At 60.9% G+C, this 23,542-nt stretch carries 23 protein-coding genes; 11 read left to right on the top strand and 12 right to left on the bottom strand.

The window, feature by feature from the left end:
* Positions 1–21 precede the first annotated feature (21 nt).
* The gene (locus AAA021_RS06250) at positions 22–1,326 is read left to right on the top strand and encodes a chloride channel protein (protein WP_349088464.1); all 1,305 of its coding nucleotides are present in this window, start codon (positions 22–24) and stop codon (positions 1,324–1,326) included.
* A gap of 90 nt (positions 1,327–1,416) precedes the next feature.
* On the opposite strand, the gene AAA021_RS06245 is transcribed toward AAA021_RS06250, so the two are convergent.
* From AAA021_RS06245 to AAA021_RS06235, 3 genes are read right to left on the bottom strand one after another with little or no spacing between them, the layout of a single operon-like run.
* On the bottom strand, positions 1,417–2,115 hold the full coding sequence (locus AAA021_RS06245) for an ABC-2 transporter permease (protein WP_349088463.1): 699 nt from the start codon (positions 2,113–2,115) through the stop codon (positions 1,417–1,419).
* Complete coding sequence (locus AAA021_RS06240) at positions 2,112–2,993, bottom strand: ABC transporter ATP-binding protein (protein ID WP_349088462.1); 882 nt, start codon at positions 2,991–2,993, stop codon at positions 2,112–2,114. The genes AAA021_RS06245 and AAA021_RS06240 overlap by 4 nt, the downstream gene beginning before the upstream one ends.
* Positions 2,994–3,016: 23 nt before the next feature.
* The gene (locus tag AAA021_RS06235) at positions 3,017–3,397 is read right to left on the bottom strand and encodes a GntR family transcriptional regulator (protein ID WP_117820855.1); all 381 of its coding nucleotides are present in this window, start codon (positions 3,395–3,397) and stop codon (positions 3,017–3,019) included.
* Positions 3,398–3,612: 215 nt separating this feature from the next.
* Between AAA021_RS06235 and AAA021_RS06230 the strand changes: the two genes are divergently transcribed.
* The 3 genes from AAA021_RS06230 to AAA021_RS06220 all read left to right on the top strand — a co-directional run bounded on the left by AAA021_RS06230 (position 3,613) and on the right by AAA021_RS06220 (position 6,795).
* Positions 3,613–5,226: a peptide chain release factor 3 gene (locus tag AAA021_RS06230; protein ID WP_055252215.1), complete on the top strand. Its 1,614-nt coding sequence runs from the start codon at positions 3,613–3,615 to the stop codon at positions 5,224–5,226.
* 156 nt (positions 5,227–5,382) lie between these two features.
* Positions 5,383–6,105, top strand: coding sequence for a VUT family protein (locus AAA021_RS06225; RefSeq protein WP_022093974.1), 723 nt, complete (start codon positions 5,383–5,385; stop codon positions 6,103–6,105).
* Between the two features lie 9 nt (positions 6,106–6,114).
* Entirely contained in the window at positions 6,115–6,795 is a 681-nt protein-coding gene (locus AAA021_RS06220; RefSeq protein WP_349088461.1) for an SDR family oxidoreductase, read from the top strand.
* Positions 6,796–6,845: 50 nt separating this feature from the next.
* Here the strand turns inward: AAA021_RS06220 and AAA021_RS06215 are convergent, their stop codons facing one another.
* Both AAA021_RS06215 and AAA021_RS06210 read right to left on the bottom strand, forming a co-directional pair.
* A complete protein-coding gene (locus AAA021_RS06215) occupies positions 6,846–7,571 on the bottom strand; it encodes a uracil-DNA glycosylase (protein WP_349088460.1) in 726 nt (241 codons plus the stop codon).
* Positions 7,572–7,659: 88 nt separating this feature from the next.
* Positions 7,660–8,562, bottom strand: coding sequence for a DMT family transporter (locus AAA021_RS06210; protein ID WP_349088459.1), 903 nt, complete (start codon positions 8,560–8,562; stop codon positions 7,660–7,662).
* A 158-nt stretch (positions 8,563–8,720) separates the two neighbouring features.
* Here AAA021_RS06210 and AAA021_RS06205 point away from each other — a divergent pair, with 158 nt between their 5' ends.
* The gene (locus AAA021_RS06205; RefSeq protein ID WP_349088458.1) at positions 8,721–9,587 is read left to right on the top strand and encodes a LysR family transcriptional regulator; all 867 of its coding nucleotides are present in this window, start codon (positions 8,721–8,723) and stop codon (positions 9,585–9,587) included.
* Positions 9,588–9,614: 27 nt separating this feature from the next.
* Here the strand turns inward: AAA021_RS06205 and AAA021_RS06200 are convergent, their stop codons facing one another.
* Positions 9,615–10,997, bottom strand: a complete 1,383-nt coding sequence (locus tag AAA021_RS06200; protein ID WP_349088457.1) for an MATE family efflux transporter — start codon at positions 10,995–10,997, stop codon at positions 9,615–9,617.
* A 178-nt stretch (positions 10,998–11,175) separates the two neighbouring features.
* On the opposite strand from AAA021_RS06200, the gene AAA021_RS06195 reads away from it, so the two are divergent.
* Complete coding sequence (locus tag AAA021_RS06195) at positions 11,176–11,991, top strand: putative RNA methyltransferase (RefSeq protein WP_349088456.1); 816 nt, start codon at positions 11,176–11,178, stop codon at positions 11,989–11,991.
* Between the two features lie 128 nt (positions 11,992–12,119).
* On the opposite strand, the gene AAA021_RS06190 is transcribed toward AAA021_RS06195, so the two are convergent.
* Positions 12,120–12,521 (bottom strand): hypothetical protein, encoded by a 402-nt coding sequence (locus tag AAA021_RS06190; RefSeq protein WP_349088455.1) that lies wholly within the window; start codon positions 12,519–12,521, stop codon positions 12,120–12,122.
* Between the two features lie 436 nt (positions 12,522–12,957).
* Between AAA021_RS06190 and AAA021_RS06185 the strand changes: the two genes are divergently transcribed.
* Positions 12,958–13,662, top strand: coding sequence for a class I SAM-dependent methyltransferase (locus AAA021_RS06185; protein ID WP_349088453.1), 705 nt, complete (start codon positions 12,958–12,960; stop codon positions 13,660–13,662).
* A gap of 48 nt (positions 13,663–13,710) precedes the next feature.
* Here AAA021_RS06185 and AAA021_RS06180 read toward each other — a convergent pair whose 3' ends face one another.
* Positions 13,711–14,007: a hypothetical protein gene (locus AAA021_RS06180; RefSeq protein WP_118081365.1), complete on the bottom strand. Its 297-nt coding sequence runs from the start codon at positions 14,005–14,007 to the stop codon at positions 13,711–13,713.
* A 77-nt stretch (positions 14,008–14,084) separates the two neighbouring features.
* On the opposite strand from AAA021_RS06180, the gene AAA021_RS06175 reads away from it, so the two are divergent.
* The 4 genes from AAA021_RS06175 to AAA021_RS06160 all read left to right on the top strand — a co-directional run bounded on the left by AAA021_RS06175 (position 14,085) and on the right by AAA021_RS06160 (position 20,548).
* Positions 14,085–14,573 (top strand): N-acetyltransferase, encoded by a 489-nt coding sequence (locus AAA021_RS06175; RefSeq protein ID WP_349088451.1) that lies wholly within the window; start codon positions 14,085–14,087, stop codon positions 14,571–14,573.
* A 253-nt stretch (positions 14,574–14,826) separates the two neighbouring features.
* Entirely contained in the window at positions 14,827–16,830 is a 2,004-nt protein-coding gene (locus tag AAA021_RS06170) for a translation factor GTPase family protein (protein ID WP_349088449.1), read from the top strand.
* 93 nt (positions 16,831–16,923) lie between these two features.
* Positions 16,924–18,042, top strand: coding sequence for an ATP-binding protein (locus AAA021_RS06165; protein WP_349088447.1), 1,119 nt, complete (start codon positions 16,924–16,926; stop codon positions 18,040–18,042).
* A gap of 10 nt (positions 18,043–18,052) precedes the next feature.
* Positions 18,053–20,548, top strand: a complete 2,496-nt coding sequence (locus tag AAA021_RS06160; RefSeq protein WP_349088446.1) for an excinuclease ABC subunit UvrA — start codon at positions 18,053–18,055, stop codon at positions 20,546–20,548.
* A gap of 29 nt (positions 20,549–20,577) precedes the next feature.
* Here the strand turns inward: AAA021_RS06160 and AAA021_RS06155 are convergent, their stop codons facing one another.
* The 4 genes from AAA021_RS06155 to AAA021_RS06140 form a co-directional block, all read right to left on the bottom strand.
* A complete protein-coding gene (locus AAA021_RS06155; protein WP_349088445.1) occupies positions 20,578–21,177 on the bottom strand; it encodes a tRNA (cytidine(34)-2'-O)-methyltransferase in 600 nt (199 codons plus the stop codon).
* A gap of 95 nt (positions 21,178–21,272) precedes the next feature.
* Positions 21,273–22,403 (bottom strand): GTP-binding protein, encoded by a 1,131-nt coding sequence (locus AAA021_RS06150; protein ID WP_035137003.1) that lies wholly within the window; start codon positions 22,401–22,403, stop codon positions 21,273–21,275.
* An 86-nt stretch (positions 22,404–22,489) separates the two neighbouring features.
* Positions 22,490–22,831 (bottom strand): ArsC/Spx/MgsR family protein, encoded by a 342-nt coding sequence (locus AAA021_RS06145; RefSeq protein WP_349088443.1) that lies wholly within the window; start codon positions 22,829–22,831, stop codon positions 22,490–22,492.
* A gap of 16 nt (positions 22,832–22,847) precedes the next feature.
* Entirely contained in the window at positions 22,848–23,471 is a 624-nt protein-coding gene (locus tag AAA021_RS06140; RefSeq protein ID WP_349088442.1) for a flavodoxin family protein, read from the bottom strand.
* Positions 23,472–23,542 lie beyond the last annotated feature (71 nt).

Here is a 23,542-nt window from a genome sequence, read left to right as displayed (position 1 = left end):
CTTTGACCGCGGGAGGACCCGATGGATAACCTTGCCAAACCCACAAACCGCGCGCTGTTTTTAGTTAGCGTTGCCGTGACCGGTGCGTTCGCAGGTGCCGCAGTCTGGCTGTTCTTCTTTGCGATGGAGCACGGCATCGACTATCTATGGACCGAGATTCCACACGCGCTGGGCGTCGCTTCGCCCGAGCTTGCCAGCGGCCCGTTTGGCTTTTTGCCGTACCCGTTTTTTGTCTGCCTGCTGGGCGGCCTGTTAATCGGTCTGTACGAAAAGATGACAGGCACCAAGACCGATGACCTCAATCAGGTGATGGCTAAGGTTAAGCAAGACGGGCGCTACCCGTACGACAACCTGGGCAAGCTTTCGCTCGCGGCATTGCTGCCGTTGCTGTTTGGCGGCAGCATTGGACCGGAGGCCGGCCTGACCGGCGTCATCGCGGGTCTGTGCAGCTGGGTCGGCGATCGCATGCGTCGCTTTGGCGCCGAGTTTAGGGAGCTCACGCTGCTGGGCACCCAGGCTGCCCTGACGGCACTCTTTACCGCGCCCGTCTTTGGCTTTGTGGCGCCGCTTGCCGGTAGCACCGACGGCCAGGGTGAAGACGCCGACGATGAGTCCGCGTCCGGCGAGATCACCATCAAGCTGCCCAAGGCGCAAAAGACGGTGGTCTACGGTATTGCGATTGCCGGCGGTCTGGGCACCTACCTGCTGCTTGGACAGCTTGTGGGCGGCGGCATGGGCATGCCCAGGTTCGAGTCCGCCGAGGTGGGCAACCTAGAGCTTACCTGGCTCGTCCCTCTGTCGTTGATCGGCACCGTCTGCGGCTGGCTGTACTTTGTCTCTGAGCATGCAAGCGAGGCACTGTCCCATGCAATAGGGGAGCGTCCTGTCGTCAAGGCCATGCTGGCCGGTTTGGCACTCGCCATCTGTGGCACGGTTCTGCCCTATACCATGTTTGCCGGCGAGACCCAGGCCGACGTGCTCATGGAAACCTATCTGACCATTCCCGCTGGCGTGCTTATTTTGACCGGTCTGGTCAAGGCCATGCTGACCCCCGCTCTTATCAACTTGGGCTGGCGCGGCGGTCACTTCTTCCCGGTTATCTTCTCGGGCGTAAGCCTGGGCTATGGCCTTGCCATCCTCACCGGCGCAGATCCGGTCTTTTGCGTCGCCGTCTGCACGGCATCGACGATGGGTGCGGTCATGCGTCAGCCGGTCATGGTCGTGGGCCTGCTGCTCATGTGCTTCCCACTCAAGGGTATCGTCTGCATGATCATCGCGGCCGTCATCGCCGCCGGCATTCCACTGCCCAAGCCGCTGCGCAAGTAGTACAGTGGCGCACGCCGGGGACATGCCCTTTGCCACGGATTTGCGGGGAGGGGGGGCGATCGCGTCCTTCGCGGATTGAGACTCGTGTGGCTACAGATCGCGTACTCGATAAACCTTGGTGCTGACGGTGCAGCTGATTGCGCATAGTGCGAGCGCCAGTACGGCAATTCCTGCACACAGACAGCCAAGGACGGCAGGATCGGGATTCGCCCCGGCAATCGACATAAGCCAGTTGCTGATGGGGTTGGAGGAGCTCAGCGCTGCCATGGTAAGGCATCCGAGTAGGGCAAACAGGCCAACGGATAGGCGCAGTGCCTCCATGTGTCCAAATCGGAAGAACAGCGGCTGTGCCAAGAACACCATCATGAGGGAGATGAGCATCGATGCTGCCGAGGCAATTGCGATCTCAAAGATGGTTTGTCCTGTCGAGGCCACGCCCGCGCTGTTGAAGAACGGAAGGGCGATGATGTTCAAAAGCACGGCTGCGCATGCCATGACGGCCGAGAAAGCAATACTGCACAGGTAGCGTGCGCAGATGATGTCTTTGCGCGAGAACGGCAGCGTTGCCCGATAGCGCTCCCAGCCGTTTTGGTTATCGTAGCCAGCCAGTGAGTTCATGATTATGATGGGCGACATGGCGCTGACCGCGCAGGCGCCGGCGCTCATGCCGGAATCGCCATCCGACGCGTTGGCAAGGGTTAGCACGACGAAGATGAACAGGCTGACGCCCGCGATGCTCGGGATAAGCGTGCGAACGATGGCGAGCTCGGACATAAAGGCGCGTTTCATTTCGAAGCCCCTTTCAGCATGAGGCGAAGATAGTCATCAATGGTTGTCCGATCGCAGGGAATCTCTGGGAAGGCCTCGAGCGTTTCGCGACGGTTGGGCACGAGTACGTCCACGCTGTAGGCGTGGCGGGCGGCACGGGCACCTTCGACGCAAGCCATAAGCTCGGCGGCCTGTGCTTGGGTACAGTGGGCGATGCCAGCTCGGTCGGTAATGTCCTCGCGCGGCAGATCAAACACAATCGAGCCGTTATCGATGCAGATGACGCGGTCGGCGGCGCGATCGAGGTCAGACGTAATGTGGCTCGAGAGCAGCACGCTGTGCTGGCCGTCGGCGACAAAGGCAAGCAGCTCATCAAGCAGCTCCTCGCGTGCCATGGGATCAAGCCCCGCGGTGGCTTCGTCCAAAACGAGCAGCTTGGCCTGGTGGCTGAGCGCGCAGGCAAGCTGCAGCTTCATGCCCATGCCGCGGGAGAGGTCCTTGACCTTTGCCTTGGGATCCAAGCCAAATCGGTCGATGAGGCTGGCGAAGGTGTCGTGGCTCCAGGTGGGGTACGCCGGGCCTACGAGTGCCTCGATCTGGCCCGCCTTGAGCGTTGAAGGGAAGGGGCATGTGTCCAGGACGAGACCGACGCGGGAGCGCAGGCAGCGCTGTGTCTCATCGGGCGCGTCGGCGCCACAGTGCTGCCCAAACAGGTGCACCTCGCCGGCATCGAGCTTGATAAGCCCGAGCGCGGCGCGAATCGTCGTTGTTTTGCCGGCACCATTGGCACCAACAAAGCCGACGATCTGGCCGGGCTCCACGGCAAGCGTGACGTCGCGCAGCGAAAAGCGGTCGCTTACAGTGCGTGAGATGCCTTTGAGTTCTAGCAAGTTTTGCATGGTATAGCCTTTCTTGCAGATGGCTACTGCATGGTTTCGGGGGCCACCAGGTCGAGCATCTCGTGCAGTTTGTCGCGCGTGACGCCCAGGGTTTCGGCTTGGCTCGCCGCTTTCGCAAGTAGCTCTTCGATATGGCAGAGCTGGTTTTCGCGCAAAAGCTCCTGGTTGCCCTCGGCGACAAAACAGCCCTTGCCCTGCACGGTGCAGATAAACCCGAGCTGCTCCAGGTCGGCGTAGGCGCGCTTGGTGGTGATGACGCTCACGCCAAGATCGCTCGCGAGTGCACGGATGCTGGGGAGTTTGGCGCCCGCAGCGAGCGTGCCCGATAAAATCTGAGCTTTGACCTGCGAGGTTATCTGCTCGTAGATGGGCTTATCGCTCGAATTGGATAGGATGATGTCCACAGCGGCTCCTTAGCTGATGGGCTACACGTGTATATAACCGGTAAGCACAGTATATATACACTATGCACAGTTATGCAAGAGGCAAATGCTGATTGGGCCGGCTACCCAGGCCCCAACTGATGAATTTGTCCTGATAGGCGCTCTAGAGCGAGGTTTCGCGGCTACAATAATGCGGTTACAACGACGTAATGCACTCAATGCAAGAAAGGATCCGCATGGCAAGCCTGTCGGATGAAATCTCGTCGCGCCGCACATTCGCGATCATCAGCCACCCGGACGCCGGTAAGACCACGCTTACCGAGAAGCTGCTGCTCTATACCGGCAGCATCCAGACCGCCGGCTCGGTCAAGGGCAAGAGCTCGGCCAAGCATGCCGTCTCGGACTGGATGGACATCGAGAAGGAGCGCGGTATCTCCGTTACCTCCTCGGTGCTGCAGTTCACCTACAACGGCGCCTGCGTCAACATCCTCGATACCCCCGGCCACCAGGACTTCTCGGAGGATACCTACCGTACCCTTATGGCCGCCGACGCCGCGGTCATGGTCATCGACGGCGCCAAGGGCGTCGAGGCCCAGACCAAAAAGCTCTTTAAGGTCTGCACGCTGCGTCATATTCCCATCTTCACCTTTGTGAACAAGCTCGACCACGAGGCTCGCGACCCGTTTGAGCTCATGGAAGAGATCGAGAATGTCCTGGGTATCAATACGTATCCCATGAACTGGCCGATCGGCAGCGGTCGTAACTTCCGCGGCGTGTTCGATCGTCAGACCCGTCGCGTTATCGCCTTTGAGGGCGATGGTCACGCCAACGCCACCAAGAAGGTCGCCGAGGTCGAGGCCGAGCTGGGCGACCCCGCCATGGATGAGCTCATTGGCGAGGAGAACCATAAGAACCTAATGGACGATATCGAGCTGCTCGATGGCGCCGGCGACGAGCTCGACTTGGATGCCGTGGCCTGCGGCAAGCTGAGCCCGGCGTTCTTTGGCTCGGCGCTCACCAACTTTGGTGTGGAGCCCTTCCTCAAGGAGTTCCTGCGTCTGGCCCCGACGCCGCGCGCCTATACCGATACGCTCACCAGTGAGCCGGTCGATCCTTGCCGCGACGACTTTAGCGGCTTTGTGTTTAAGATTCAGGCCAACATGGACAAGAACCACCGTGACCGCATCGCCTTTGTGCGCATTTGCTCGGGTAAGTTCGAGCGCGGCATGGATGCCTTTCACGTGCAGGGCAACCGCAAGCTTAAGCTCGCCACGGGCACGTCGATGATGGCCGACGATCGCGCCATCGTGGACGAGGCGTACGCGGGCGATATCGTGGGCCTCTTCGACCCGGGTATCTTTAGCATCGGCGACACCGTGTGCTCCGGCAAGCGCCACGTGCAGTATCCGCAGATCCCGACGTTTGCCCCCGAGATGTTCGCTCGCATTACGCAGGTCGACACGCTCAAGCGCAAGCAGTTCGTCAAGGGTATGGAGGAGCTTGCCCAGGAGGGCGCCATCCAGATTTTCCGCGAACTGGGTGCCGGCATGGAGAGCGTCATCGTGGGCGTGGTCGGCGTGCTGCAGTTTGAGGTGCTCGAGCGCCGCCTCAAGGCTGAGTACCGTGTTGAGGTTCGTCGCCAGCCGCTGCCCTATACGGACATCCGCTGGATCCAGAACGACCCCGACACTATCGATATCCCGGGCCTTTCGCTCACGCGCGACACGCTGCGTGTCGAGGACATGCGCGGCGGTAAGCTGCTGCTGTTCACGAGCCCGTGGAACGTGGATTGGGCAACCGACCACAACCCCGACCTTATCCTGTCGGAGTTTGGCAACGTAGCCTTTTAACGCATTGGCGCGGTGGTCCTGTGGGGCTGCCGCGCCGTTTGTTTGCCTTATGCCGCGCGAGCGGCTATCATACCCACCGTCGTCTCAAGACCGGGGCGTCCGAGCAGTTCGGGTCCGATATCCTGCTCGTTAAACCTAAAACCAAAGGAGTACATAATGATCAAGAAGGTCATGGAGGACTACAAGGTCCTGTTGCGGAGCATTCCCGCGGCAACGGTTTCGCTGTTTTTCGTGAGTGTCATCATGATGAACCTGCTGGCCAACAAGGAGCTTATCAGCCTGCCGTATCTGGCGCTCGACTGTGGCTTTGTGGTGAGCTGGGTTTCGTTTTTGTGCCAGGACATGATCTGCAAGCGCTTTGGCGCCAAGGCATCCATCAAAATCTCTATCCTCGCGCTGCTGGTTAACCTGGCCGTGAGCCTGTGCTTTTGGGCATGCTCGCTCACGCCCGGTATGTGGGGCGCCTACTACGACACCGGCATGATCGAGGTCAACACCGCCCTTAACGCCACCATCGGCGGCACCTGGTACGTGGTGCTGGGCTCTTCGCTGGCAATGCTCGTTTCTGCCGTGGTTAACTCCACGCTCAACCAGTCGCTCGGTCGTATGCTCAAAAAGAATAACTTTGCGAGCTTCGCCTTCCGCTCCTATGTGTCCACGGGTGTTGGCCAGTTTATCGACAACTTGGTCTTTGCCATTGTGGTGAGCCACACGTTCTTTGGTTGGACCTGGGTGCAGGTCCTTATGTGCTCGCTGACCGGCGCTGTTGCCGAGCTGCTGTGCGAGGTTTTCCTGAGCCCCGTGGGCTACAAGGTCGTGCGCGGCTGGGAGCGCGAGAATGTGGGCTCCGAGTACCTCGAGCGCCACGCAACCGCCTAAGGAGCAAGTATGCGGGTTTTGATCACGGGCGCTTCGGGTGGTATCGGAGCCGCGTGCGTGCAGCGCTTTTTGGACGAGGGCCACGAGGTCGTGGGCTTTGATCTGCTGCCGGCGGCGATCGAACACGAGCGCTACCGCCATCTGATCGTTGATGTCCGCGAGCCGGACTCGTTTCCAAGCGACCTTGAACCCCAGGTAATCGTGAATGTTGCCGGTACGCAGGATTCGGCCGACGACATCGCCGCCAACCTGTGTGGCACCATCAACGTGACCGAGCGCTACGCCTTTGTGGGGGAGGGGCTTGCCGCCAAGCCGGCGCCGGCTATTAAATCCGTGGTCAATGTGGGGTCGGCGAGCGGGCATACGGGATCGGAGTTTCCCGCCTATGCTGCCAGCAAGGGCGGCATTATCGCCTACACCAAGAACCTTGCAAACCGGCTGGCACCGCAGGCCATCGCCAACAGTGTGGACCCGGGCGGCGTTATCACGCCGCTCAACCGTTGCGTGATGGAAGACGAACACCTGTGGAGCCAGATTATGGAGCTCACGCCGCTTAGGCGCTGGGCCACTGCCCAAGAGATTGCCGAGTGGATCTACTTTGTGGGCGTGACCAACCGGTTTATGACCGGGCAGAGCCTGCTGATCGATGGCGGCGAGGCCGGCCGCACACAATTTATTTGGCCCGAATAGGAAACGCGTCCGATGGAAAGCCGTCGGGCGCGTTTTTGATGTGTCGATTTTTAGCCGAGGCAAATCCAGTTGACGGGGGTCGAGCCGTGCTGTTCGAGTAGCCGATTGGCTGCCGAGAAGGGGCGCGACCCCATAAAAGCGGGGAGTTCTGCCGTGGCACGGTTGGCCGAAAGTGGCGAGGGGTGCGTGGACGCCAGGCAGAACTTGCCGGTTGCCTTGCCCGCGCCGGTCGCGGCGAGCTTGCCTTCGACCATCTGTTGGGCAAAGCGGCCCCATGCCAAAAAGACGACCGGTTGGGGCAGCTGACAGCAGCGTTCGATAACGTAGTCGGTCAGGGTGCTCCAGCCTAGTTTGGCGTGCGAGTTGGCGGCATGCTCGCGCACGGTGAGCGTAGTGTTGAGGAGCAGGACGCCCTGCTGTGCCCATGGTGTTAGGTCTCCTGTGGCGGGAATGGGGCAACCCAAATCGGCTTTGAGTTCCTTATAGATGTTGCGCAGGCTCGGCGGCAACTTGGTTTGCGTCGCGGGGACCGAAAACGACAGCCCCATGGCCTGGTTGGGTCCGTGATAGGGGTCTTGACCCAAGATGACAACCTTGACCTGGTCGGCCGGCGTGTAGGCGAGGGCATTGAGGATGTCGTCTTGTGCCGGGTAGATGGTCTGCTCGGCACGCAAAAAGGCGATGCGCTCGAGCAGCCGGTTCGTAGTGTCACGTACCGGCTGCGGCGCATCGCCCAACCAAGTTGCTATGTTGCGGTCGCGGGTCGCGGCGTCCATGGGGCTCCTTTACGTCAGATGCTCTGTTTACATCTATTGTAAAGGCGCACCGGTTGCCTTTATGCCGCGGCTGTATGAAGAGCGGGGTCTACGAGACGTGCTCGGGCGCTCCTGCCATGCGAGCCTGTTCATGTGCGCGGAGGCGCGGAAGCTCGACGGTTGCCACCATGACGCCGGTTAGGATGAGTGCGGCGCCAAAGAAGGTGATGGGGCTCAGAACCTCGCCGACCAGGAAGAACGAGAAGACGGCGGAGCAGACCGGCTCGAGCGAGAAGGCGAAGCCGGTGGTCTCGGCGGGCACGTGGGGCTGTACGAGTGTCTGAGTGATAAAGCCGTAGGCGGAGCAGATGAGTGCGAGCGCGACGACAACGACGATTTCGCTGGGCGTGCCGGGAAGCGTGAAGCCGCCAAAGGTGAATGCAGCGATGCCCGAGAACAAGCCGCCGAAGCCCAGCTGCCAAACGCCCAGAGCAAGCGGATCGACTTCTTCGACAAAGCGCTTGGCCACGATAATGTGGCTGGCATAGATAAAGGCGGAGAGCAGCATGATGAGCGCGCCCGGGTTCAGGCTGGTGAAGTCGGCGCCCGAGAGCAGCAGCATGCCGCAGGTGACGATAGCCGTGCCGACGAGCACCTTGCGCTCGGGGGCACGACGCAGCAGGGCGGCGTTGGCAAACGGCACGATCACGACCGTCAGGCTCTGCAAAAAGCCGGCAGTGGAGGCAGAGGTGAGGCTGGAGCCCAGGCACATGCAGGTGAGCTCGGTTGCCATGATGGCGCCGATGATAGCGGCGCGGACCATAAGGTCGCGATTGATGCGGAAAGCGCGCTTGTGGAAGAGCAGCAGGCAGGCCGCAAAGGCGATGATGCAGCGCAGCGCAACGATGCTCGTGGCGTTCATGCTGTCCATGCCGATCTTCATGAGGGGATACGAAAAGCCCCATGCGACGGGAACGGAAAATGAGAGCGCGATTGCTTTTTTGCGATCCATGGGGCTCCTTTTGTTACAGAACGGTTTCGTAAAAAGGATTCTGCTCCCAGATGTGGATGTAGTAAAGCGAATGTATCTTCAGTATGATTAAGAAATGCTAATGTTGGCAGAAAAAGCCCTGGCAAAACGTTTTACGTCTGCATTGATGGGGAGGCACAATGGCATCGCGGTATCAGATTGTTTGTATGGTGGTCGATCGCGGCAGTCTTAAGGGCGCGGCCGATGAGCTTGGCTATACGCAAAGCGCGGTGAGCCAGGCCGTCAAGGCGCTCGAGCGCGAGCTGGGCACCACGCTTATCGAGCGCGGTAAGCAGGGTGTTTCGCTTACGCGCGACGGTAAACAATATCTGCCGTACCTGCGCCAGATTGTGACCGCCGAGGCCGAGCTCGAGGGCAAGCGCCAGGAGCTGCTGGGACTTTCGTCGACTGATATTCGCATCGCGACGTTTACCAACGTGAGTCGAACCGTGTTGCCGCGTGTGATCCGCGACTTTGGGGCCTTGCACCCGGGCGTACGTTTTACCCTCAAGCAGGGCGATTACACGCGCAACGCTCAATGGGTGCACGACGGCGTAGTGGATTTTTGCTTTACGGCACGCGGGTTTACCGCGGGGCTCGAGAAGCGCGTGGTCTATCACGACGAGCTGGTGGCGCTGTTGCCTGTCGCGCATCCGCTGACGGCAAAGGAAAAGGTGACACTCGCCGACCTGGCGTCCGAGCCGTTTGTGCTGCTGGATGAGGGCGAACAGAGCCTAGTGCTCGATGCGTTTGCGGCGCATGGGCTGTCGCCGCACGTGACGAGCGAGGTCACTGACGACTACACCATCATGGCGATGGTGGAGGAGGGCCTAGGCGTGAGCATGCTCTACCGTCGTACTGTGGAGGGCATGCGAGCCGATATTCGTGTGCGGCCCATCGTGCATGCCCCCTCGCGCGACGTGGTGGCGGCCTGGCGCAGCTGGGACACCATGCCTATCGCCACGAGGCGCTTTATCGACTATATGAGCTCGCATATTGTCAATTAATGACTGGCGTAGCGTTGGGTGCGGTGTTTAGCGGGCTGTCGCTTTGGCTTGGGTGGCGCGATAGGTGCGTGCCGGGTGGCAGAGTAGCACCGCCACGACCATAAAGAACGCCGTGGTGCCCAGGCTGATGGGGTAGACCATCATGATGTTCGCAAAGGTGCGGAAGTGCGGGAACACGCAGAACACCCAATAGAAGCGGATGCCGCAGACGCAGATCATGGTGATGAGGGCGGGCGCGAGCGAGATACCAAAGCCGCGCAGGTAGCCGGACATGTTTTCGTAGAACATGCTAAAGGCGTACGCCGGGAAGATCGAGCACACGCGGATATAGCCGATCGAGACGATGTTGGGATCGCTGTTGAACAGCGACAAGATCTCGCGCCCCAGGCCGACAATAACGATGATCGTGGTGAGCGCGACGATACCGCCTTCGACCAGGCAGACCTTGAGCGTTTTGGTGCAGCGGTCGATCTGGCGGGCACCGTGGTTTTGTCCCACAAAGGTGGTGCACGCCTGGCTAAAGCTGTTGAGCAGGTTGTAGCATACGTACTCCAAGCTCATGGCGGCGCTCGATGCCGCCATGACCTCGGTGCCCAGGCTGTTGATGGCGGACTGGATGATGATGTTGGCTACGGCAAAGACGGCGCTTTGGATGCCGGCCGGCAGGCCGATCTTGACGATGCGCTTGAGGGCGACGGGGTCGATAGCCAGGTCGCGTGGGGTGACGCGGACGACGGAGTCGGTCTTGAGCAGGCGGATAAAGAGTGTGGCGGCGCTGACGGTGTAGGCGATGGCGGTGGCGATGGCGACGCCCGCGACACCCCAGTGGAGTACGGGGACAAAGATGAGGTCCAGGCCAATGTTGAGGACGGTGGACACGGCAAGCGCCTGCAGCGGCATGCGGGTGATGCCGACGGAGCGGAAGATCGCAGCCTCAAAGTTGTAGAGCAAGATCGAGGGCATGCTCAGCAAAAAGACGCGCAGGTAGAGCGAAGCGAGCGGCATGGTTTCGGCGGGAACGTTGAGGGCGGCGAGCATGGGCTCGGCAAAGATCTCGCCCAGCGCGATGACGATAAAGCCCACGAGCGCCATTAAAATCGAGGTATGGACGGCGCGTTTGACCATGCTCTGATCGTCGCGGCCGATAGCGTTGGCGATGACCACGTTGGAGCCAAGCGACATGCCAATAAACAGGTTGAGCATAAGGCTGGTAAGCGGAACATTGGAGCCGACCGCCGCCATGGCGAGGGTTCCCTGGTCGCCCGTGAAGTTGCCGATAATGACCGTGGCGATGAGGTTCGACAGCTGCTCCAAGATGCTCGTGGCGGCCACGGGGAAGGCGAACAGGGGAATATTGCGCCACAGCGAGCCGGTGGTCATGTCAATGTGCTTAGATACGGTGTCAGCCATACGCTCTCAATCTCTAACATGCTCTTTCGTGCTCATTTGCGCAGACGATGATACTCCTAATCGACTAGTCATTGGGGACGTTCTTAAACGACTAGTCATTTAAGAACGTCCCCAATGACTAGGTGGGGAAGGCGTGCGACAATGGTGGGCGTTGTGTTGTTCGCGCTAAGGAGTTGCCATGTTGTTGTGTCCCGTTTGCCATGAGCCTTTGGTGGACAATGAGCGCGGTGCTGCATGCGCGGGCGGACACCGGTTTGACCGTGCTCGCGAGGGCTATCTATATCTACTGCGCTCGTCCAAGAGCGGCGACTCCATGGGTGATCCCAAGTCGCAGGCACGCAGCCGTCGTGACTTTTTGAACCGTGGTTACTATGCGCCGTTGCGCGATGCGATGGTCGAGCTCGTGCGCGAGCGGGTGTCTGGGCGTGCAGCATCTGCGAACGGCCCCATGACGCTGCTCGATATTTGCTGCGGCGAGGGGTATTACACGAGCGCCATGGGCGCGGTGCCGGGCGTGGATGCTTACGGCTTTGACCTGGGCAAAGAGATGGTGCGCCTGGCCGCCAAGCGCGGCGATGCGACCTACTTCGTAGCCAACATGAAGGACATTCCCGTGGCCGATGGCGCCTTCGATATGGTGACCGAGCTCTTCGCTCCCTTTAACGAGCGCGAGTTTGCCCGCGTGCTGGCGCCAGAGGGCTCACTCTATACCGTGGTGCCGGGTGCTCGCCATCTGTTTGGGCTCAAGGAGGTGCTCTACGACACACCGTACCTTAACGATGAGAAGCTGCCGAAGACCACCGAGCTCGAGTTAGTCGGAACGCAGCGGGTATCTGCGAATATTACGCTTCAGACGCAGGCCGACATCGAGGCGGTGTTTCAGATGACGCCCTACTACTACCGCACGCGCCCCGCCGACAAAGAGCGCCTGGCAAACTTGGACACGCTCCAGACCGATATCGACTTCATCATCGCCGAGTACCGCCACAGCTAACAACCTGCCAAAAAGGGACAGGTTTATTTTGGTAGGTTTTATCTGGGCAAACGTAAAGGGCCGACCGCGGAGATGCGCGATCGGCCCTTTTTAGCTGCTTGGCTGCAGAGGTTATGAGAAGCGAGCGCTTACAGGCGGTCCTTGTTCTCGGCCTTAACGGCGTGCGCCTGCTGAACAAAGAACAGATCGTACACCACGATGACAAAGGCGACGATATTGACGGAGCTGCCGCCGAGCGCGGGAAGCGTGAGCGCGGCCTGGACGAGCGTGGCGATTGCGGCGACGATGCCGAGCTTAAACGCGCCATCCACCTGCGAAGGCTTGTTGGCGCCCTTGATGCCCGCAACGCCCGCGGCGAGATCGATGAGGCCCTTGGCGACCAGCACGACCGCGGCGAGCATGGCGTTCGACCCGTACGTGGAATCGAGGTTGCCGGTCGCGATGCCGGTGATTCCGATGACGAGGCTGGCGATGCCCAGAACAAAATAAATCAGGGCAAGGATTTTGAGTGTCTTGCGAGCAGCGCTCATAGCTGGTCCTTTCGATGCGGGCGCGGAGAATCTGTCGCGCCCAGGTTACGGCACATATCGTGAAGCACATTGTAGTTCAACGGGACGATGCATGCGTTTGAAAGCGTCTCTTGCCTGTACGGCCCAACCTTTCAAAAAGGAAAGCTGGACGTAAGCCAAATCGATGGCAGCCCATGTGCGGCGCTGCGATGATGAGGCCGTAACAAGGAGCTGGTCTCAAGGAGGAGCCATGATGTACGGAACAGGGCAAGTGCGTGAGCCGCGGTCGTTGGGAAGGCGCATGGGCGATTCTGTGATCGCTGCCGTGTGCACGGGATTGATGGCGGTGCTTTGCATTGCGATGCTGTGGGCCATGTCGCATGTGGGACAATAGCGGACGGTTGGGTGCTGGCATAAACGGCGCTCACGTATTCGTTTTGCTTGCTAAGGAGTACCCATGGGCGTCGTCGATCCCTTTTCTGTTGCTCGGGCCGCGGGGCTTGAACTGACCGGGAAGTCCGAGGGCCTCACGCTCACCGACGGCACGATGGAGCTGCGTGCCGATTTTGGCCGCATGCTTCCACGGCTCAAGCAGGGCCGTCTGCAGCAAGAGCTGTTGGTAAAGGCTGCACGCATAAAAGGTGCCGAGCAACCGTGGGCAATCGATGCCACAGCAGGCTTTGGCGAGGATTCGCTGCTGTTGGCGGCCGCGGGCTTTACCGTCGATCTGTATGAGCAGGATTGCGTGATTGCGGCGCTCCTCAAGGATGCCTTGGATCGCGCGGCAGATGATCCGGCGCTTGCGGTTGCCGTGTCGCGCATGCGCCTTCATGCGGGCGAGGACAGCATTGCCGGTCTTCGCCATGTAGCTGAGTTGATCGGGCGGGGCGAGTTTGCCGCCCCCGACGTGGTGTATCTGGACCCCATGTTTCCCGAGCGCGCCAAGAGCGCGGCGGTGAAAAAGAAGTTTCAACTCTTGCACCATTTGGAGCAGCCGTGTGCCGATGAGGAGTCGCTGGTCCAGGCAGCGCTTGCTGTGCATCCGCGCAAGGTCGTTATCAAACGGCCGGTGAAGGGCCCGTTGCTTGCCGGCGTTAAGCCGAGCTATCAGCTTGCGGGCAAGGCCGTTCGTTACGATGTTTTGGTGCCGCCGCGCCCGTAGCTTGCGTGCGATGGTTGGCGCTCCGTCAGTGCCGTGCCGATGCGGCGCCTATTTCCATGGGTGCGATGTCAGGTGCCATCCGCCGCAGTATTCGCATTTGTAGCAGGCCAAACCGCGCCGCCCGCGGTTTTCGCAGTCGGCCATAACGGCCTCGGCCTCGGCGCGCGTGTCGTAACGGTTTTTGCGTTCGCACGACTTGTAGCGCCAGGCCTCATCGCGCTCGGCGTCCAGGGCGTCGCGGCGCTCGTCCTCGCGCGCAAACAGGTCGCTCATATCGCCGCCCGTGGCAGCGCTCAAAAACTCGCTTTTGGCCTTTGACCAGGCGGCTCGCTTTTTGCTCCCCATCTGCTTCGTGCCCCTCTCCAAACGCTGGTATCATTGCCCAATCAAAGTGATACCAATAAACGTGAGGTCGCCGCGTGATGATCAGAAAAACCCTCGATACCGACATTCCCGCCGTCATGGCTATCTATGACGCGGCCCGCGCCTTTATGCGCGCGCATGGCAACGCTACGCAGTGGCCCGAGGGCACGCCTTCTGCCGATAAGCTGGCTGCCGATATCGCCGCCGGTGGCAGCTATGTGTGCGAAGTCGACGGCCGTGTGGTGGCGACGTTTGCCTTTTTGCCGGGTCCGGACGAGTGCTATGACGTAATTGAGGACGGGCAATGGCGCAGCGACACTCCGTACGCCGTGCTGCACCGTGTGGCGTCCGACGGCACCGTGCACGGTATCGCGGCCGCGATGTTTGCCTTTGCCAAGGAGCGCGCCGATCACCTGCGTATCGACACGCATCAAGACAACCTGCCCATGCAGGGTGCCATCATAAAGGCCGGCTTTGAGCGCGCTGGTATCGTCTATGTGTCCGACGGCACGGCGCGTGTCGCGTTCGATTGGCTGCGCGAGGCATAAGAGCGGGGACGCGTATCAACAATTTGCACGAACGAAAATGGCCCCGGGTGGGGCTATTTTCGTTCGCTGCGCTGATTTAAAGCCGGCTTTCGCAAGGCGCGAACCTACGAAAATCGCCGCGCGGCAACGCGGGGCGATGAGCTCGGTCGGGGGATAGGGCCCGCTTCGCCCGCCGGCCCGTAAATTGTATCATCCAGTGTGGAGCGTGAGTGCCCGTTGCCGCGTGCGATGGGCTTGTAATAAGAGGAGAGCCATGTCGAAGCAAGCGGTCGTTGGAATCTTGGCGCATGTCGATGCCGGCAAGACCACGCTGGCCGAGGCCATGCTGTTCAACGCGGGTCGCATTCGCAAACGCGGTCGCGTTGACGATGGCGATTCGCACCTGGACACTGACGCGATCGAGCGCGAGCGTGGCATCACGATTTTCTCGTCGCAGGCCGTGCTCGACCATGGCGATACCCACGTCATGCTCGTGGATGCGCCGGGGCATGTCGATTTTTCTGCCGAGGCGGAGCGCACGTTGCGCGCGCTGGACTACGCGATTTTGGTTGTGGGTGCCAACGATGGCGTGCAGGGACATACCGAAACCCTGTGGCGCCTGCTTGCGCGCTATGACATCCCGACGTTCATCTTTATCAACAAAATCGATTTGGAGAATCCCGGCCGCGATACACTGCTGGCGCAGCTCGGGCAGCGTCTTTCCGAAGGCTGCCTGGACGCCAACGAACTGCTGGCGGGCGGCGCCGTTCAGGAGGACGCTGCCGCGTTGGATGAGACAGCGCTCGAGGAGTTTCTTGAGGCGGGTGAGCTTTCCGTCGCAACGCTGTCGCGCATGGTTGCCGAGCGCAAATTGTTTCCCTGCTTTGCGGGGTCGGCGCTCAAGGACCAGGGTGTGGCAGAGCTGCTCGACGGCATATGTGCGCTGATGCGCGAGCGAACATGGCCCCAGGAGTTCGCCGCGCGTGTCTACCGTGTGAGTCGTGGAGACCGTGGCGAGCGTCTTGCCTGGGTCAAGGTGACGGGCGGTGTACTGCGTGCAAAGCAAGTTGTCGAGGGATGCTCTGGCGCCTCCACTTGGGAGCAAAAGATCGACCAGGTGCGCATCTATAACGGCGAGAAGTATGAGCTTGCCCAAGAAGTTGCCGCTGGCGGTATTTGTGCCGTGACGGGTCTTGCGCACGTTCGCCCAGGGGACGCCCTGGGTGCGGAGCCCGCGGGCGATGCGCCTGTCATTGCGCCGGTCCTCACCTATACGGTGCTGCCGAACGAGCACGATGTCCATACGGTGTTCAAAGCACTGACTGAGCTGGCGGATGAAGATCCTATGCTCGGCGTAAGCTGGAATACGCATCTGGAGCAGATTCATTTGCAGTTGATGGGCGCCGTGCAGCTCGAGGTCGTGCAGCGCGTGCTTGCCGATCGCTTTGGCCTTTCGGTTGCGTTTGAGTCTGGCGGCATTCTCTATAAGGAGACTATTTCGCAGCCGGTCGAGGGCGTGGGCCACTTTGAGCCACTGCGCCACTATGCCGAGGTGCATCTGCGCCTGGAGCCGTTGCCGGCGGGCTCGGGCGTGCAGTTTGGCACCGTGACCTCGACCGACGAGCTCGATCTTAACTGGCAGCGTCTGGCGCTCACCAACGCCATGGAGCGCGATCATCTGGGTGCGCTGACCGGCTCGCCCATCACCGATGTGCGCATTACGCTCACGGGTGGCCGCGCGCATGCCAAACACACCGAGGGCGGCGATTTTCGCCAGGCCACGTACCGCGCGATTCGCCAGGGGCTCATGCAGGCGCGTGAGGCCGGCGCGGCGGTGCTGTTGGAGCCGTGGTATCGCTTTGAGCTCGAGGTGCCGGGGGAGTGCGTGGGCCGGGCGCTCTCGGATGTCACGCGCATGGGTGCCGAGTACGAGCCGCCGACGATGGCGGGAGACCGGGCGAAGCTTGTGGGTCGCGTGCCGGCATCTGAGGTGCAGGATTACGCGCTGGAGGTGGCTGCCTACACGAGTGGTCGTGGGCATCTGTACCTGGAGTTCGCCGGCTATGCGCCTTGCCATGATGCCGAGTGCGTAATCGAGACGGCCGCCTATGAGCCCGAGGCCGATCTGCCCAACACGCCCGACTCGGTCTTTTGCTCTCACGGCACCGGCTACACGGTCAAATGGTACGACGTACCCGCCGCAGCTCATGTAAAGGTCGATCCCACCACCTTCCGCCCCTGGCGAGCGGCGGACGCCGAGTTTTTCGGCCATAGGTGATAGAGGGTCAGTCTCTTTGCCGCATCCTGTTGGTATAACTCGGTATAAGTTGGTATAACTGTTACCAGGGTTTGCCAATCTGAGGAGGCCGACATGAATCCAAATCCCTTTAAGCCCACGGCTGGCAAGCGGCCTCCGATACTCATCGGTCGCGAGTCGGTCATCGAGGATTTTGAGGAAGGGCTCGATAACGGCGCCGGAGCGCCGGGTAGGCTCATGCTCATTACGGGAAATCGCGGCTGCGGCAAGACGGTTCTCCTGCGGGAGCTGCAACGTCTAGCCAATGAGCGCGGATGGGCGGTTGTCTCCGATTCCGCTTCGCTTGGCTTATGCGACCGATTGGCCGACGCGCTTCGCTCGAATAAGCCCGTTGTGACGTCAATGGAGTTCGGTCCGTCGTTTGGCCGGATGTCGGTCGAGGCGGCGCGGGCAAAGGGCGAAACGTTGCGAGGGCTGGTCAACGAGCGCCTCAAGAAGCTCGGTCCAGGCAAGGGCATACTGTTTGCGATTGACGAGGCGCAATCGGCGTCTATCGAGGAACTGGCGGCTCTTGCCGTTCTCTATCAGCAGGTGCTCGGAGACCAGGATGCTACGGGCTTGCCCGATAGCGAGCAGCGCGGCCTTGCGCTGGTGTTCGCCGGCTTACCCAGTATGGTTGACGATCTGCTCGAAGAGCCGAGCGTAACGTTTTTACGGCGTGCCCAGCAGCGTACGTTGGGGGCGATATCCTTGCCCAAGGTGCGCGATTCGTATATCCAGACGGTCAAGGACGCTGGTCTTTACGTGGACGCGGGGACGGCGGACCTTGCGGCGCGCAAGAGCATGGGGCATCCCTATATGGTTCAGCTGGTGGGATATTACATGTGGCGCTCTGCCGTCCGGCGTGGCTCGCAGGTCATCGAAAGGTGCGATGTCGAGGCTGGCCATACGGATGCCGTCTCCGAGTTCTACGAAGCGGTCGACGCGCCCCTGTATTACGGGCTGCGCAGTCCACAGCGCCTCTTTATCGAGGCCATGGCGGTTGACGAGGGCAAGCCGACGCGCATGGCGGACATCATTGAGCGTTGCGACCGTACTCAGAGCTGGGCGAGTAAATATCGCGCAAGCCTGATTCGCGAGCGCGTCATCGAGGCTGCCGGATACGGCCTCGTCCGGTTTACCGTGCCCATGCTGGGCGAGTACATCCGCGACCGCGTTTTATGGCATGAGTAGGGTGATAAAGGTGACGGAACAGAAGATGAGCCCGCAGGCTATCGAGGTACGTGGCGCACGTGTCCATAACCTTAAGGACATCGATATCGATATTCCGCTGGGAAAGCTCGTGGGCATTGCCGGCGTGTCGGGTTCGGGCAAGAGTTCGCTGGCGCTGGGGGTTCTTTATGCCGAGGGCTCGCGTCGCTACTTGGAAGCACTCAGCACCTATACTCGACGTCGCCTGACGCAGGCCGAGCACGCCCAGGTGGACGAGGTGCTGCACGTGCCGGCGGCGCTCGCATTGCATCAGCGCCCCAGCGTGCCGGGCGTGCGCTCGACCTTTGGTACCATGACCGAGCTCAACAACAGCCTGCGTCTGCTCTTTAGCCGTTGCGCCCATCACGTGTGCCCGCATTGCGGGGCGCGTGTGGAGCCGAGCCTTAACGTAGCTGCGAGCCTGTCGCTCACGTGTCCGACATGCGGCCGCGAGTTCTACGCGCCGAGTGCCGAGGATTTGGCTTTCAATAGCGGCGGCGCATGCCCCACCTGTGGCGGCACCGGTGTCATGCGCGAGGTGGACGAGGCGAGCCTGGTGCCAGATGAGTCAAAGACCATCAACGAGGGCGCAGTCCTTCCCTGGGGTACGCTCATGTGGGATCTGATGAAGCAGGTGGCAGGCGAGATGGGCGTACGCACCGACGTGCCGTTTAGCCAACTCACACCTCAAGAGCGCGATATCGTGTTCCACGGCCCGGCGGTTAAGAAGCACATTCTCTACGTTCCCAAAAACGGCGAGGGCGCCACGCCGCTCGACTTTACCTATTACAACGCCGTCTATACCGTTGAGAATGCGCTCGCCAAGGTTAAGGACGACAAGGGCCTCAAACGCGTTGCGCGCTTTTTGCGCGAGGGTCCATGCCGTGACTGTGGTGGCACGCGTCTCTCCGAGGCTGCGCGCCAGCCCCAGGTGCGCGGTATCAATCTGGCGCAGGCCGCAGCCATGACGCTGGGCGAGGCGATTGAGTGGGTGCGCGGAGTGCCCGCATCCTTGCCGCCCGAGATGCGGCCCATGGCGACGGATATCTGCGATTCGTTTTTGAGCGCGGCCCGTCGTCTGGTCGACCTGGGTCTCGATTACCTTTCACTCGATCGCGCCGGTGCCACGCTCTCCACGGGTGAGCGCCAGCGTGTGCAGCTCGCCCGCGTGGTGCGCAACCGGTCGACGGGTGTGCTTTATGTGCTGGACGAGCCCTCGATTGGCTTGCATCCTGCCAATGTCGACGGCTTGGTGGGCGTGATGCGCGATCTGGTGGATGACGGCAACACCGTGGTTGTTGTCGACCACGATACGCGCGTACTGGCGGATGCCGACTATCTGGTCGAGATGGGTCCCGTTGCCGGAGCAGGCGGCGGCAATGTGATCGCTGCTGGTACGGTAGACGAGGTCGAGCAATCGCGGGACAGCCGCATCGCTCCGTTTTTGCGCGCCGAGCCCAAGCGCTTGCGCCCACAGGTGACTGACGACGAAATGTTCGACCAGGGCCATATCCGCATGGCGACCGATACCATCCATACCGTCAAGCCGCTCGAAGTCGATATCCCGCGCGGTCGTCTCGTCGCGGTGACGGGTGTTTCGGGTTCGGGCAAGACGACGTTGGTGCTCGAGACGCTCATCCCGGCGCTCAAGGCTCGGGCAGCTGGCGAGCGTCTGCCGGGGCACGTGCGTTGGGTCGATGCCGAGGACATTGCACGTGCCAACCTGATTGACGCCACGCCCATCGGTGCCAACGTGCGCTCGACGGTAGCGACCTATGCCGACATCCATGATGAGCTGCGACGCGCCTTCGCCCGTACACCCGAAGCCAAGGCAGCCGGCTACAAGGCGGGCGCCTTTAGCTACAACACCGGCGCCTTGCGCTGCCCTACGTGCGATGGAACGGGCTCGATATCGCTCGATGTACAGTTTTTGCCCGATGTCGAGATCGTCTGCCCGGCATGTCGCGGTTCGCGTTATGCGGATGCGGCTTCGCGTATCCATCGCGAGGGCAAGGACGGGAGCTTGCTGACGTTGCCGCAGCTCATGGATATGAGTGTGGATGAGGCGCTCGACGCCACGGTGGGACTCAAGAAGGTTCAGGCGCGCTTGCAGACCTTACACGACCTGGGCTTGGGCTATCTCACCTTGGGTGAGCCCACACCGGCACTCTCGGGCGGCGAGGCCCAGCGTCTTAAGCTCGCGAGCGAGATGGGCCGTGTGCAGGATGATGCCGTGTTCGTATTTGACGAGCCCACGATCGGCCTGCATCCGCTCGATGTTCAGGTGTTGTTGAGTGTGTTCGACGGCCTTGTTGCCAAGGGCGCCACGGTTATCGTGATCGAGCACGACCTCGACCTTATCCGTAACGCCGATTACGTGATCGACATGGGCCCGGGCGGTGGCGACGCCGGCGGGCAAATCGTCTGCGCCGGCACGCCGGCGGATATCGTCGCTTGCTCCAAGAGCATTACCGGTCGCTACCTATAACCGAATGTGATAAAGGGACTGTCCCTTTGTTACATTCCCGGAAAGCCTGTTTGGCGCAGGGCCTCGTAGAGGACGATGGCGGCGCTGTTGGAGAGGTTGAGTGCACTGATGCGGTAGTCGTCCGGGTTGACGAAGTTGCCGCAGATGTCCTGTTGAAGGATGGCCTCGTGGCTGTCCTCGGTATGCCCGAGTGATTCCTCGTGGGCTTCCCATGCCTCGGCGTTATCGAGTGAGTCACAATCGCGCAGCATCGGGATGCGCTCGCAGCGCTCGGGCGCCGCGGCGAGCAGCTCCTCGGGAATGCCCGAGCTCTCGCTGCCAAAGACCAAGTAGTCACCATCGCGGTAGGTACTCTGCGCATAGGTTCTGCGCGCCTTTTTGGTCAGCAGATGCAGGCGCTCGTCGGCAGGGGAGAGGCCGTTGCGCGCAAGGAAATCCTCCCAGCCGGCATAGGTCGTCACGTCCAAGTTTTGCCAGTAGCCCAGTCCGGCACGACGCACCGTCTTGTCGTCGAGCGAAAACCCCAGCGGCTCCACCAGATGCAGACGGGTGCCGGTAACCACGCAGGTGCGGCCGATATTGCCCGTATTGGCCGGAATCTCGGGCGCATACAGCACAATGTTGAACATGAATCTCCTTGGCTCAGAACGAAAAACCACCACGAAGGGCACCTTCGTGGTGGTTTGGCGGTTACGTAGGCGGAAAAATACCCGCTTGGATAAGCCTAGGCGCGGTGCCAGTCGGTCAGGCAGGCATCGAGGGAGGCGATGAGCGCATCCTTGTCCATGTGACGGCCGATGATGCACAGGCTCGTCATGCGGTCGCCCGTCTCGTCGTCCCAAATCTGCATGATTTCGGGGTTCTCGTCGATGATCTTCTGCTTCTCGCCCTCGGGCGCCGAGTCGACAAACAGGCCGTTCTCCATCAGGCGCATCTGGTGGCCGGCCTGCTCAAACATGTAGCACATGTCCGGATCGCCGGTCTGCCACAGCGGACCCTTGACGCGGATGACCTCGTCGGGCCACTCCTGCTCAACAAAATCGGTGAACTTCTGCAGGTCAAACGGCTTGCGGCGCGAGTACACAAAGGTCTCGATGTCGTACTCGAGCACCTCGGGGTCGTCGTGCTCCTCGGGATGCTCCATGGCCTCGATCCAGGCGGCGGAGTTGTAGGCGCGCATAAAGTCGAAGCGGTCGGTGTCGAGCAGCTCCTCCATGGGGACCTCGCCGTTTTGGGCCTCGACGATCACGGCGTCCTTCTGCAGGCTGCGCACGATGGCCTTAAGCTCGGCGATCTGCTCGGGACTCACGGTATCGGTCTTGTTGAGGATCAGCGTGGAGCAGAACTCGATCTGCTGGATGAGCAGGCTTTCGATGTCGTCCTCGTCGATATCCTCGGCCAGCAGGTCGCGACCGCCGTTGAACTCGTCGTACATGCGGGCACAATCGACCACGGCCACGATGTTGTCGAGCGCGAGCTTGGGCTCGCCGCCCACCTTGGCCTCGTCGCAGAAGCTCGAGATGGTGTAGGCGATGGGGATAGGCTCGCAAATGCCCGATGCCTCGATGATGATGTAATCGAAGTTGCCCGAATCGGCGATGCCCTGCAGCTGGTTGGCCAGGTCGTCCGAAAGCGTGCAACAGATGCAGCCGTTGGTGAGCGGGATGAGGTCATCGGTCTCGGAAAGGCCGCCGTCGGCGATAAGGCTGGCGTCGACGTTGATCTCGCCGATATCGTTGACGATCACGGCGGCGCGGATGCCGCCGTCGTTAGCGAGGATGTGGTTGAGCAGCGTGGTCTTGCCGGCACCGAGGTATCCGGTAAGCATGATGATCTTCACGGGTTTGTTGGGCATGTGCCCTCCTTTGTTAGACATGGCTTACAGTTGAATCTTATGCCAAACGCCTGCTCTTATACCCACGCGCCGGCAAATAACACAAGCTACTCCCAGGCTCCCCATACATCGGGGCAATAACCGACGGTGGCCTTCTTGCCGTTGCGTACGATGGGCTCGGCTAGAACCTGCTGGTTCTCGAGCAGCTTGTCGAAGCGCTGGCTAGGGGTGAGGTGCTGGATGAGTGCGAGCATCTCCTCGTCCTTGGCTTTGGGATTGAGTAACTTGTCGATACTACCGACCGCCTGCATCACGCTCGTGAGCTCGCCCTTGCTCATCTCCTTTTCCTTAAGGTCGATAAACTGCACCTTAATGCGGCGCTCTTTAAAATAACGCTGCGCCTTCTTGGTGTCGAAGGACTTCTTAGTCCCGAAGATTTGCACGTTCATAGTATGTTCCGCCGTTCTACCTGATGAAGTTGGTCGTTGCGCGATCGGCTTCGGGTGCGTTGATACCAGCGGCCTGTCCTGCCTCGATACAGCGCAGGAGCCAGGCCATGTTTTTGCCGATGTTTCGCATGGTGGCAAGGCCCTCGGCATCCCCATCGGCGTCGCCGGGCACGCGACCAAACACGTTGTTCCAGTACGTGGAGGCGACCACGGGCATCTGGTTGATGGTGAAGTACTTGTTGAGCACATCGAAGGTGGTCGATGTACCGCCGCGACGGGCGACGGCGACGGCAGCGCCCGGCTTGTGTGCAAAGGCCTTGCTGCCGGCATAGAATGCGCGATCGAGTGCCGAGAGGATGCGTCCGCTGGGATGCGCATAGTAGACGGGCGAGCCAAAGACAAAACCGTCGGCCTGTTCGGCGGCAGCGATGAGCTCGTTCACCACGTCGTCGTCAAAGGTGCAGCGACCGCCAAGCTTGCCGCACTGGCCACAGCCAATGCAGTCGCGAATGGGCTTGGCGCCCAGTTGAAACACCTCGGTATCAATGCCTTCGGCATTGAGCTGCTCGGCGACCTCGGCGAGTGCGCGGGCGGTGTTGCCGTTTGCCTTGGGGCTGCCATTGACCAAAAGAACCTTCATCACAAACTCCCTCTGCTTTTGGTGGCTTCTGCAGAGGATTATCGCACGATGGGGGAGGCGGCGCGGGCGCG

The organism is Collinsella sp. CLA-JM-H32, from assembly GCF_040098165.1.
GTDB lineage: Bacteria > Actinomycetota > Coriobacteriia > Coriobacteriales > Coriobacteriaceae > Collinsella.
This window is presented reverse-complemented; position numbering and strand designations above follow the sequence as displayed.